This window comes from Flavobacterium sp. LC2016-13 (assembly GCF_009707955.1).
Lineage (GTDB): Bacteria > Bacteroidota > Bacteroidia > Flavobacteriales > Flavobacteriaceae > Flavobacterium.
Genome location: NZ_WMDQ01000018.1, coordinates 56,569 through 69,805, shown reverse-complemented (window position 1 = coordinate 69,805; position 13,237 = coordinate 56,569). Strand labels below are relative to the sequence as shown.

Sequence of the window (13,237 nt, the reverse complement as noted above, 5' to 3'; positions counted from 1 at the left end):
TTGGCAACTGTTGGCGCATTTACTAAACAGAAATCTTGTGTGTTATCTGTAGTTGTTGGTGTACCCGGATCAGTTACACTTATTGTAACGGCTAATCTTACAGCACTTTCGCAATTTGTTACAGGATCTAAAATCGCTCCATAATAAACTCCACTTGTTAGTAAAGTTGTTGGTGCGATGGCTGTTCCGCCTGTTAGAGTACTGTACCAAATTACATTTGCTTCATTCACCTGAATATTGGCAACTGTAGAAGCACTTATTAAACAGAAATCCTGAGTTGTATCTGTAGTTGTTGGTGTTCCAGGATCGCTTACCGTTACAGTAACCACTAATCTTATTGAACTTTCACAACCTGTTACAGGATCTACAATAGCTCCGTAATATGTTCCGTTTGCCAAGGCTGTTGTTGCAGGAATTGCTGTTCCGCCTGTCGCTGCACTATACCAAACCACATTTGGTTCATTTACCTGAATATTGGCAACTGTTGGCGCATTTACCAGACAGAAATCCTGAGTATTATCTGTTGTTGTTGGTGTTGCAGGATCGGTTACAGTTATTGTAACTGCTAATCTTACAGCACTTTCACAACCTGTTACAGGATCTACAATAGCTCCGTAATAAATTCCGTTTGCCAAAGCTGTTGTTGATGGAATTGCTGTTCCTCCAGTTAAGGTGCTGTACCAAACTACATTTGCTTCGTTTACCTGAATATTGGCAACTGTTGGCGCATTAACTAAACAGAAATCCTGAGTATTATCTGTTGTAGTTGGCGTGCCAGGATCTGTTACGCTAATAGTAACCTGTAATCTTATTGAACTCTCACAACCTGTTACAGGATCTAAAACAGCTCCGTAATAAACTCCGCTTGTTAAAGCAGTTGTTGATGGAATTGCTGTTCCGCCTGTAGCTGTCGTATACCAAATTACATTAGCTTCATTTACCTGAATACTGGCAAATGTTGGCGCATTTACTAAACAGAAATCTTGTGTCGTATCTGTAGTTGTTGGCGTATTTGGATCATTTACTACAATATTAGCTGTTTTAAGTGTTCCTGCAATATTCTCGCAGGTTGTAGTACTTGAAACTGCCACATAATAAGTAGCCGGGCTCATAGCACGGGTTAAACCTGTAGCGGTTAAAACTCCTGTAGAACTAATTGTATAGGTTACACCGCTTATAACAGCGCCATTTGTAATTGGCTGTGTTTTATTTATATCTAAATACCAAGTAAATACAGGGCTTGTCAATGTACTTGCTGTTGGTGTTAATGATGCTGGCTCATTGTGACAAACTGCTACATCATCAACCAAAATATCAGTTGCAATTGATGGAGGCCATATTGTAAATGTTATTTGTTTTCTGTCTGCTGCTGCAGTTTCACAAAACTCATCAGAACTAACTCCCACAAAATAAGTATATGTTCCCGGTGTTAAGCCATTTACAACTAATTGAGAAGTTGTTTCTCCCGGAATTAACTGACTAGTTGTTCCGTTGAAACTATACCAGTAGTAAATTGGGTTTGTTAATGCCGGAGTTCCACTTACGCTTGTTGCTAAAGTTACTGTTCTTGTTGGAGAACAAATTGAAGTTGTTGCTGCTCCATTTAATGTAATAGCTGTTAAAGCTGGTTCAGGGCTAGAAGCTCTAACCTCAACCGTAACTTCTCCTCTTGCAAAAGCTTCTCAAGTATAACGTACCGGTTGCACATAGTATTTATAAATTCCTGCCGGTAAATTTGCCGGAATAGTATAAGTAACGCCATTGGCCAAAACAGAACCTCCTGTTGGCGAATCATACCATCTGTAAGTTGAACAGGCATCTGCCGGTATCTGAAGCGTAATTGCTGTTCCGGGGCAAACCGTTACTTTATTATTTGGATCTCCTCCTATAACTTTAGTATTTGCCACACGATCTACAGTATGAACTCTCAATCCTTCTAAAACTCCTAAAACTCCTCCAAAACGAATTCTAACTCTATCATAAGGTTCTGGAAGTGTAGATAAAAGTATAGTAGCTAAAGTGGTTCCCGGTAAAACTCTCAAGCTTAATAATGAGCTTGTATTTTGAATTGGCGCACCAACGGCAACATTCCCTAAATAACGTTGAATACTAAATCCTGCAAGAGCATTTAAATCTAAAAGAGGGCCAGGTCTTGAAACCACTATTCTTAAAGTATCACTTGCAATAGATGGTGTTTTAAATGCAACTGTTAAGTCTGCAGCTGCAAGAACTCCAACAGCTCTATACATAGTCGCAAAAGTAGTAACATCATTATCAGCAACGTTAAATGCGTCACTAACACCTACTGTAGCAGTTACTGCTCCTACACCTAAATCTGTAGCTCCGTAATAAACATCCTGAATGTCTCCCGGTGTACATGTTATTGTTGGAACTGATCGTGTGTAATAAGCATCATATACTTTTGTGTTTTGAGCAACACTTAAAAGAGATGCTGATTGAATTCTTATTCCATCATAATCTTGTGGTCCTGATGCATCTGCAGGAACAAAAGTAAATTCGAAAGAATTATCACCTGATAATAAATTTAATAATGATCCTGAAACAGATTGCATAGTTCCAATATCACCTCCGTTTTTAGTTCCAATTACGGTTAAGTTTTGCCCTATGGCAACCGCACTATATTCTGAACCTAATTTTATAGTTACCGGAGTTCCTTTTACAATGTTGGCTGGCCAAGTTAAATTTTGCCATGTAGTACCAACTCCTAAAAGTCCAAGTCCTGTTGTAATTGTAGAAAAAGTTTGTGTATTTCCGTCAACGGCATTTGTTCCATTAGAAACAGCTCCTGTAACAATTGAACCTGAAGTTTGTGCCGTAGCATAAACTCTTTCTGCCAATAATTGACAACTGTTTGGATCTATAACATTAATAGAAACCGTTCCTGTTCTTGAACAATTAGCATTAGTAGCTACAACGGTATAAGTATAAACTCCCGGTGTATTTAATGCACCTGTTGAAAAAGGTGGACCTACTACAGGATTTCCTTGCGGATTAAACCAAGCTAATGTTCCGTCTGATGTTGCATTTAATGACACATCAGTACCAACATTTACTGAAATAGAAGGCGTTACGGTTAAAGTTGGTAACGCATTAATCGTAACTGTTACAGGTAGTGTAACAGATGGACATGTAACACCGTTACCTTGAGCCTGAATAGAATATGTCCCACTTGTATTTATGTTTGCTGCAGCATTTACAGGTATAACATTATTTAATGAATCATAAAAAGTATAAGTTGTATTTCCTGTTGTATCAAAACCTGTTATAGCATCTTTTAAATTTACAGTTCCACAACCTACTAAAGGTGAAGTTACTACTAAAGGTGTAACAGTTGGATAAGTAACGGTTACCGGTGCTAATGTACCAGCAACATTTTCGCAAGTTGTTGCATTAGTTACAGAAACAAAATAGCTGTAAGGTGAACCGCCTGCTGTAAGTCCTGTAATGGTTAATGCTCCAGTTGTTGGGTCTTTTGCATAGGTTATTCCGCCCACAGTTCCGTTTACAATTTCTGTAGTTTTATTTTGAGCTGTATAATATCTAAATTGTGCCCCAACTAAAGATGATGTTGGAGACAATACAACTCCTCCCGTACAAGTTGCTTCTACAGGACTGGTAACTGTGATATTTGCAGCAGTTGCAAATGGAGACACTGTAACTGTAACTGGCTGACGAACGCTATTTATACAAGTTCCTGCACGTGTTGCTTCAACATAAAATGTTGTACTTGTTGTTAAATTTGGAGATGGTGTATAAGTTGATGTACCTGATAGTTGAACACCGCCACTTGCTGAATCATACCATTGAAATGTTTCTCCTGCTACTGTTGAGCTAGCCGCTAAATTAACCACATCACCACTACAAATAGGAGCTCCTGCACCTGTAATTGTAGCATCTTTAAATCTATATGATGCTCCATAAATATCTAAACCTGTAGCAACTGTAGCCAAACCTCCTAGTCTAACTTCGACAGCTGTAAAAGCTGCTCCGGCTACAAAGCTTGCTTTTAAACGAGTAGAAGATAATAATTGAACATTTACTAATGAACCAACATTTACCTGATCACTATTAGGAGTTGCTCCATTATAACTTCTTAAGCTTATATAAGAAAGAGCGTTCACATTTACAATTCCCGCAGGAATTCCTAATTCAACATCTATAATATCACCTGCCTGTCCTGGAGTAGAAAATGTTAGCATCTGTTGAATGTAATCATTTACTAAACCAACAAGCACAGAAAGATTTGCTGCAGTTGCAGCATTTCCATCAGCAGAAGCTCCTTCATTAGCAGAAGTACACAATACACATCCTGTCAATCCTCCTCTACTGGTAACTTGTGAATTTACCTGTAAACAAGTACTGATAAAGTTACTTATGATGACATTAATTGCAACTCTTGCACTACTTGTACAACCTGATACAGTTCCTCTGGCTGCAACATAATATGTTTTGTTTGCCGTTAAAACCGGTGTTGTAAATGTAGCTGTACCTGACGCTAATACTGTTCCGTTAGTTGGTACATCATACCAGTCGAATGTAACATTCGATTCCGGGCTTGAAACTTGTAACGTTACACTTTGCCCAGATTGAATTATTACACTAGATGATGCCGGAACAGGTGTCGCCGGTAATGGATTAACATTTACCGTTACCTGAGTACGGGTTGAATTAGTACAACTTCCAATTCCTGCTTCAACAAAATAATTAGTGTTGGCAGTTAAATTTGGTGTTGTAAAAGCATTACCCGTAAACAATAAAGTTCCTCCAGAAGCTGCATCATACCATCTGTAATCTGTACCGGCAACTGGCGCCTGTACATTTAATGTAGTCGTTTGTCCGCTACATATTGTTGTTCCTGCAGTAGCAATAATTGGTGCTACAGGATTATCAACTGATATCGTAACCGGAAAACGTTCACTATTTACACAACCGTTTCTGGCTATTTCTATATAATAAGTAGTAGCAGTATTTAAAACCGGTGTTGTAAAAGCAGCTGTCGCACCTAAAGAAGCTCCGCCTGATGCTGCACTATACCAATTTATGGTTTCACCAACCGCAAGATTTGCAAGCAAAGTAGCTGTTTGCCCGCTACATATTGTTGTACTTCCTGAAATTGTTGGTGCTTTATATCTATAACTTGCCTCGTAAATATCTAAGGTTGTTAATACTGTTGCCAATCCGCCTAATCGAATTTCTACACGGTCAAAATTAGCACCTGCAACAACGCTGGCTCTAAAACGATTTCCCGTAAGCAATTGTAAAGTAATTAGAGGATTGCTAATCTGAACTCTGTCATTGTTATAAGTTGCACCATTATAAGTTGCCAAAGTAACAGCGCCTAATAATGACAAATCAGCTATTCCGCCAGGTAATTCCAGATCTACATCAACAATATCACCAGCTTTACCCGGGTTATTAAATTGTAACGTTTGCTGAACCCATCCGGTTAGTAAACCAATTGGAACAGAAAGTCTGGCTGCAGTTGCAGTGTTTCCATCAACAGAAAAATTAGGATTTGTGCTACTACATAGTAAACACAATCCGTTTTGAACTGTTTGCTGGCTATTGGCCTGCAAACATCCTCCTAAAGCTGAAGGTTGAACTGTTACCGTTACCGGAACTCTTGTTGCACTCACACAATTTCCTGAAGCACTTTGAGCTTCAACATAAAATGTTTTTGTAGCAGTTAAAACTGAAGTCGTATATGTAGAAGTATTAGTCGCTAATGCTGTACCTCCTGTGGCTACGTCATACCAATTTAATGTAACTCCTGCCGGTGCTGTTGCACTTAATGTCGCATTTTGACCGGATTGTATCGTTACACTTTGTGTTAAAACCGTTGGCAAAGCCGGAACTGGATTTGAAATTACATTTACCTGCGTTCTTGCCGGAGCTAAACAACTTCCTATTGCAGCCTCAACATAAAAACTTGTAGTTCCTAAAGGCACTGTTGGAGAATAAGTAGTTCCGGAAGCTAAAGCTATGCCTCCTGTATTTACATTATACCAATTATAAGTAGTTCCCGGTATCGGGTTAATTACTGATAAAGTAGTTTGTTGTGTAGCACCTGTAGAACATATTGCTGTACCAGAAGTACTTATTACCGGAGCAACAGGATTTGATACATTAATAACAACCGGAAGTCTTTCATTACCTTCACAACCTGCAGCTCTTGTTACTCCTATATAATAAGTAGTATTTGCTGTTAAAACAGGGGTTGTATAACTGTTCGTGGTTGCTAAAGGTGTTGTAGATGTAGGAGAGCTATACCATGCAACTGTAGTTCCTGCAACTGGTGTAGCTGTAAGTGTAGTTGCATTTCCTGCACAAACAGTTTGGGTTAAACCGCCTGTTACTGTTGGATTTGCAAATTGTAAACGAACATCATAAATTTGTAAATTCACAAGAAGGCTCAAAAGACCACCAACCTGAACCTGTACCTGATTCGTATCTCCTGTTAAGGTATAGGACACGGCAGCAACTGCATTTCCTGATAATAAATTTAGATTCAAAAGTGGGCTGTTTATAGCTACTCTTGGACCTACATTTGCTCCGGAAAATTTAGTCTGAATAGTTGCATTAGATAATAAACTTACATCTAATAAACCATTACCTGTACCTATATAGAGTACAATCTGATCTCCGGCCTTTGCCGTCTGATTCAGGGTTAGTGTTTCTTCGACGAAACACCCAACTCCAACAGCATTTGTCAGAGTTGCGAAAGTAGTTAAGCCTGCGTCATTATCGTATGCGCTGGCAGGACTATCTACATTTAAGCCAACACATATTAATCCACCTTGCGAATTAGTTTGAGAAACGGGTCTACAAAAAGTTTGCGCAAATGAATTAGTACATAAAAGCATTAAAAAAAATAGTCCTAACAATCTCTTCTGAAAGATGAGATCACAAAAAGTAAAGAATTTTTTCATAATTTGGAAGATTAGAAAATGGACAATAAAACACCTGTTGCAATAAGCACGTATGCTTAGGCAATTATAAAAAACGTTAATAATCAATTAGTTAAACCGAAATTTAAAATCTTATCTACTAAGAGTTCAAATTAGATTTTATTAAAAAAATCATGTTGTATTAAGTATATAAAAATATACTACAGAGCATTTTTTATCCCCTTTGAATAAAAGATGCGTCGAAACTTTTGGGAAATATTGACCTGAATCAATCTTCCAAACGGAGTGATTTGTTCCATTAATAATTTTCATAAAAGAAAATTTATTGTTTAGATAATGTAAGGGGGGATTTTAATATAAAGGATGATTCAATGTTATAAAAAGTTGATTAGTCAATCTATAATTTTGTGTATTTGGAATTACCTCCAAAAAATTGAATCATGAATTTTTAATAAAAAACAATTTATTAAAAATCAAACACACGAATGCTTTTCATTTCTAAAACGCCAACTGGGGTTTGGAAATAAAAAGCTGCCTGAATGTTTAAATTTATAAAACAAATTTGCTATTGAATTAAAATGGGATTTTGAGGTAAATTTAAATTTATCCCAGAAAGTAATAAATAAAGCTAAAATGAAAAAAGTACCTAATGCAAACTTGATAAAGAGAGTAAATTTCAATTCCATAAGTGAATGAATTAAGTTATTAAAAAAATCGGCTTTTATATAATCTTAGAAATGCAAAACGGTAATCAGTTTCTTTTTATTAAACAATTTAAAATATGCTTTTAAATTATCTCTCGTTAGAAAAAGTAAAAAACATTTTGTTTAACCTTTCTTTTACTAAAATTAAGAAAAACCAAAATATAAAACAAGTATAAAATTCTTATTTTTTTAAATTTAATAAAATCGCTTAAAATGCAATTCATTCAAAATATCAATAAAATAAAGACTTAACAGAAGAAATTCAACCGTTAATAAAATCACAAAAAAATTAAGTTTTTTTTGTGAAAATGAAAAAAGAAAGAAAAAGATTACTTTTTATGATTTATAAACACCTGAAATACAGTGCTAAAAAAATATTTGAAAAGTAAACCTTACATAAATAACACTCTGTATCGATTTATTAAACTATTCGAAAAAAAAGCGTAAAAATACGGGGTAATAAAAGCATTAAAGTCTAAACAAAAGTTAAAAAAATAAAAAAAGGTAAACAATTTAACATCAACTGTTTACCTTTTAATCTTTTATGAGAAGAAAATTACGATTCTATAATCGTATTAATCTGTGTAAATAATTGTCCATCGCTTAAAAAAGCTCCCTGTTGAATCAATTCAAAGATAGATGCGTTCCTGTCTTCCGTAAAAACTTTCTTTCCAACTTTCATTTCAATAGTTTCCGTAAACATATTATCACTAAGCCATTGCAAACCTTCCTTAGTCAAAAAATCAGTTTCAGGTACTAATGACTTCAACACTATTGATTGCACATGACTTTCAAAACACTGAAACAAAAAAATGTGATTTTTAGAAAAGTGTTCCAAAAACTCAGCTCTGGACAAAACGCCTTCCCAGATCAAATCTGAAAAAACATCAAGTTCCTGTTCAGCAACTTCCGGTTTATTTACTTTAAGAGTATCCCACTCTGCTTTATCAATTGCCTGTGATGCTAAAAAGTTAGCAAATTCTGCGTGTAACTCATCAAATTGCTCTTTTGTTAGTCTTGCGTATTTCATTTATTTTTTTGTATTTAAATGCCCTAAAAAGAGCTTCTATAATTTTAAGGCTTCAATATAATACATAAAAAAGCCCTCGCAAATGCGAGGGCAAATTTACAACTTTTTTTACTTTACTAAAAAATGTATCTGATACCAAATTGAGCTTGCCATCTCGATGCTAAACTGGCGTCATAACTAAAAGTTTTAGTTTGAGTATTATTAAAAGTATATGTTGGCGTGTTTCCGACAACTGTAACTCCAATTGGCTGAACGCTCGTTGGAACCTGTACAACGCCCCAATCGGAATTTAATAAATTCCCAAAGTTCAAAATATCGATACTAAACTGAATCGTGTTTGTTTTTTCAGATGCCGACGAATATTTAAAATTATAATCCTGCATTAATTTCAGATCACATCTGCCTCTCCACGGAGATATTGCTCCATAACGTTCAGCATACTGCCCTCTTCTGTCTTTCATATATTTATCCTGAGATATGAATTTATCAAAAGCTTCCGCTTGTCCGGGCCCGCTAAAAGTCATTTGTCCAATTTCTGCCGTTGTAGGTATATAAATTAAATCATTTACTGTAGAACCATCTCCATTAATATCACCTCCGTAAGTATAATTAAAACGTCCTCCCTGAGCATATTCTAAAAATGTCGAAACTGTAGTTGCCCACTTGTCTTTTCCATATTTCCATTTTTTAGAAGCAACTCCAATAAAACGATGATTATCACCATATTTAGAATTCGAAAGTACATCGTTATTTACATTTCCTAATGCCGGATTAAAAGAAAAAGCATCACCCGTAATCTCAGCCTCAATAGAGTTAACATCTTTTGATTTTAAATAATTATAAGCAATACTGGCATACAAACCATTTTCAAAGTTTTTTTGCAATTTAACCGTCGCATTAAAAGCACTTCCCTTATCTGAATTTGTCATTACATAAGCATTGTTTGCTCCGTGGTCAGCAGCAGTATAAATTAATCTGTTGTCTACACCTGCCAATGTTCCCGTTGGAGGTTTTAATCCCCAGTTCTGAACATGCACAGCATTAATATCTTTGTTTAATGAAAAATCTAACGTAACAATATAATTACTTTCAAATCTGTGGTCATATCCTAAACTGGTTCTCCAAACTTGCGGCCATTTATAATCCGGATCCATAATTTGAAAAAAGCTATCATCTGCACCACTTACCTGATTTCCTAACCAAACAAAAGGAATTCTTCCCGTAAAAATTCCAGATCCTCCACGAAGTTGCGAAGTTGCATCGCCTTTTACATCCCAGTTAAAACCTATTCTTGGTGACCAAAGAATTCTGTCGCTTGGTAAATCTGTAGAAATTAATGGGACTTCCTGGCCAGTTTGCGGGTTATAATAAAGAATACTATTATTCCTGCCTGCACCACCATTATCTGTATCAATATATTTCTGAATCAAATCTGCAGTATTAAAATACAATGGTTTATCAATTCTTAAGCCTAAAGATAATTTAAAGTTATCGCTTACGCTAATATCATCCTGCGCATAAAAAGCCAATTGCCCTACGTTTAGTTCTGCCAGTTTCCATCCGCCGTCGCTTCCAACTGCAAATTGACTTTTTGAAGCATTCACATCCTGAGCATATTGAAGATTTTGAGCAATAATACTAGTTGCATAAGGCTGAGCAGCATCATTTAAAAAATCTTGTACTGTGAAATAGGGCGTAAAAAAAGTTCCGGCATAACCATTTGGATTTCCGAAATTATCATAACCAGCTAAGTTGAAAGAGTTTTTAAACGCAAATTTTTCGAAAGAGCCTCCAAAAGTAAAAGCGTGCTTACCAAGTGTATAAGTTAAGTTATCAGTAATTTGAATTACTTTTTGATCTAACGTATTATTAATAGAAAACGGTTCGTGTCCTGCAATAATATAGTTAGAGCCTGCTCCGTCCTGAATATTAATTACGGGAGCCGGAGTAGAAAACGGAACTCTGTAATCATCAAAATGAGTATAACCAGCCTGTAATTTATTCGAAACCGATTCGCTAAATTTCGAATTCAATTCTACTAAAAACGAACTTAGTTTGTTGTTAATTTGATATCCCGAATTTTGAAATTGCAAAATCGAAGCGTTTGGACCTCTAAAACCTAAAGCCGTTGGGTGAGCAGGTTTATCTTTTGAAGCATCAAGAAAGTTGTAAATAACAGCTAATTTATGATTATCCGTAATATTCCAATCTACTTTTATAATTCCTTTACTTGAATTAGATTCATGTTTAAAACCTTGATAAGCACCTGTATTATATCCTAAATTTGCCAAAGCATTAGAAACCGCAATCAAATCAGATTCTAATACTCTCGATTCATTAATTCCGGTAACCCCATCGTTATTATTGGCGACGAAATTAGATCCTAAATCACTTCTTTTATCAATTTCGAAATTTCCAAAAATAAACAACTTATCCTTTATAATTGGAGCTCCCAAACTAAAACCAGCCTGAGTTTGCTCTAAAGAAGGTACAAATATTTTTTCTCCTTTAATTTTGTCACCCGTTAAATCCTGATTCCTGTAAAATGCATAAGCAGTTCCATGAATTTCATTAGTACCAGATTTTGTAACGGCATTTACAGAAGCTCCGGTAAAGCCCGATAACGTAACATCATAAGGTGCAGTTGCAACCTGAATTTGTTCGATAGCATCTAATGAAATTGGCTGAGCACCAGTTTGTCCTCCGGGAGTTGCAGCATCTAACCCAAACGGATTATTAAATACTGCTCCGTTTAGTGAGTAATTATTATACTGATCATTTCTTCCTCCAAAAGAACCACCACTTGCAGTTGGCTCTAAACGCGTAAAATCTTCAGCAGATCTTGAAATTGTAGGCAGAGCAGTTAATTCTCTCCTTCCAATAGTAGTCTCTGCGCCGGTTTTTCCACTTTTAAAAACTTTATCTTTGGCTGTTACCTTAACTTCCTCAAGAGTCTGACTTGCATCAGTTAATTGAACATCCAGATTAAATGGTTTTCCCAGATCAAGATATACGTCGGTATATTCCTGATTCTGAAAACCAACAAAAGTCACTGTAATTTTGTACGGACCGCCAATTCTCATATTCAAAATATTAAACCTTCCATCTTCATTGGAAATGGCTGAATATTTAGTTCCGGTTGGAGTATGAACTGCCAGAATTCCAGCTCCGGGTAATAGTTCATTAGTTGAACTTTTTACAATACCCTTAATACTCGAGGTTGTGGTTTGTCCCGTAGCCACAGCGAGACCCAACACACATAACATTAATGCAAAGATTTTTTTCATTTTCCTGGTTTTGAGTGAGTTAATTCCCTCAAAATTAGGCAAAAAAAAATCACTCCTAAGAGTGATTTTTATATTTTATTAACAAGAAGTTAACAAAATGTTATTTTTCAGCGATAATCTCGTATGGTAATTCAACGATAACATCTCTGTGTAAACGAATGCTTGCAGCATATTTACCAGTACGCTTAACGATACCACTAGTGATGAATTTTCTATCAATAGCATTACCAGATTTCTCTAAAGCTTCAGCAATGTCGATGTTTGTGATAGAACCAAAAAGTTTCTCTCCACCAGCTTTTGCAGTAAGTTTAATTTCAAGAGCTTTTAAAGTTTCAGCTAATGCTTTAGCATCAGCAACAACTTTAGCCTCTTTATGTGCTCTTTGTTTTAGGTTTTCAGCTAAAACTTTTTTAGCAGAAGGAGTTGCTAATGCAGCAAAACCTTGAGGAATTAAAAAGTTACGACCGTAACCAGGTTTTACAGATACTACATCATCTTTAAATCCTAAGTTTTGTACGTCTTGTTTTAAAATAAGTTCCATGTTGTTGTCCTTATATTTTAGAAGTTAGGTTCTGATTCAACAGAAACCAGCGACTAGAGTTTTTAATTATTTTAATAAATCGGCCACGTATGGCATTAAAGCTAAGTGACGAGCTCTTTTTACAGCTACAGAAACTTTTCTTTGGTATTTTAATGAAGTTCCAGTTAAACGACGAGGAAGAATTTTTCCTTGCTCATTAACGAATTTCAATAAGAAATCAGCATCTTTATAATCAATATATTTGATTCCTGATTTTTTGAAACGACAGTACTTTTTAGTTTTGTTAGTTTCAATGTTTAAAGGCGTTAAATATCTGATATCTCCGTCTTTTTTTCCTTTTGCAGATTGCTCTATTGTAGACATAATAATTAAGCTTTAGTAGATTTTAATTTTGCTCTTCTTCTCTCCGCCCATGAAATAGCATGCTTGTCTAAACTTACAGTTAAGAAACGCATAACTCTTTCGTCACGTCTAAATTCAGTTTCAAAAGCGATTAGAACTTCTCCAGCCACTTTGTATTCAAATAGGTGATAAAAACCACTTTTTTTGTTTTGGATTTCGTAAGCCATTTTTTTCAGACCCCAATCCTCTTTTGATACCATTTCAGCTCCTCTACTAGTAAGAAATTCTTCAAATTTCGTTACTGTTTCCTTCACCTGAACTTCAGATAAAACGGGATTTAAAATGAAAACAGTTTCATAATGATTCATAAATACAATATTTATTTGTTAAAATTGGGTGCAAAA

Annotated in this window: 6 protein-coding genes and 1 pseudogene; all 7 read right to left on the bottom strand. The window is 35.6% G+C overall.

The genetic code is table 11. The annotated features are described in order from the left end of the window. Positions 1–1,406 (bottom strand): annotated as a pseudogene (locus GKZ86_RS25285) (hypothetical protein); the annotation flags it as partial. A 276-nt stretch (positions 1,407–1,682) separates the two neighbouring features. Then, a complete protein-coding gene (locus GKZ86_RS23555; RefSeq protein WP_194632633.1) occupies positions 1,683–6,950 on the bottom strand; it encodes a hypothetical protein in 5,268 nt (1,755 codons plus the stop codon). Between the two features lie 1,239 nt (positions 6,951–8,189). After that, positions 8,190–8,663, bottom strand: coding sequence for a DUF6495 family protein (locus tag GKZ86_RS23550; RefSeq protein ID WP_154785486.1), 474 nt, complete (start codon positions 8,661–8,663; stop codon positions 8,190–8,192). A 116-nt stretch (positions 8,664–8,779) separates the two neighbouring features. After that, positions 8,780–11,950 carry a carboxypeptidase regulatory-like domain-containing protein gene (locus GKZ86_RS23545; RefSeq protein ID WP_154785485.1) on the bottom strand — a complete coding sequence of 1,057 codons (3,171 nt, stop codon included), beginning with the start codon at positions 11,948–11,950 and terminating at the stop codon, positions 8,780–8,782. Between the two features lie 100 nt (positions 11,951–12,050). Beyond that, on the bottom strand, positions 12,051–12,491 hold the full coding sequence (gene rplI, locus GKZ86_RS23540; protein WP_154785484.1) for a 50S ribosomal protein L9: 441 nt from the start codon (positions 12,489–12,491) through the stop codon (positions 12,051–12,053). Between the two features lie 66 nt (positions 12,492–12,557). Continuing rightward, complete coding sequence (rpsR, locus tag GKZ86_RS23535) at positions 12,558–12,854, bottom strand: 30S ribosomal protein S18 (RefSeq protein WP_002987043.1); 297 nt, start codon at positions 12,852–12,854, stop codon at positions 12,558–12,560. Between the two features lie 5 nt (positions 12,855–12,859). Then, the gene (rpsF, locus tag GKZ86_RS23530; RefSeq protein ID WP_059118879.1) at positions 12,860–13,201 is read right to left on the bottom strand and encodes a 30S ribosomal protein S6; all 342 of its coding nucleotides are present in this window, start codon (positions 13,199–13,201) and stop codon (positions 12,860–12,862) included. Positions 13,202–13,237: the final 36 nt, after the last annotated feature.

What these genes read in the sequence shown, in the direction of transcription:
- rpsF (WP_059118879.1), bottom strand. Translation starts at nt 13,201, where the DNA reads ATGAATCATTATGAAACTGTTTTCATTTTAAATCCCGTTTTATCTGAA.
- GKZ86_RS23545 (WP_154785485.1), bottom strand. Translation starts at nt 11,950, where the DNA reads ATGAAAAAAATCTTTGCATTAATGTTATGTGTGTTGGGTCTCGCTGTG.
- GKZ86_RS23550 (WP_154785486.1), bottom strand. Translation starts at nt 8,663, where the DNA reads ATGAAATACGCAAGACTAACAAAAGAGCAATTTGATGAGTTACACGCA.
- rpsR (WP_002987043.1), bottom strand. Translation starts at nt 12,854, where the DNA reads ATGTCTACAATAGAGCAATCTGCAAAAGGAAAAAAAGACGGAGATATC.
- GKZ86_RS23555 (WP_194632633.1), bottom strand. Translation starts at nt 6,950, where the DNA reads ATGAAAAAATTCTTTACTTTTTGTGATCTCATCTTTCAGAAGAGATTG.
- rplI (WP_154785484.1), bottom strand. Translation starts at nt 12,491, where the DNA reads ATGGAACTTATTTTAAAACAAGACGTACAAAACTTAGGATTTAAAGAT.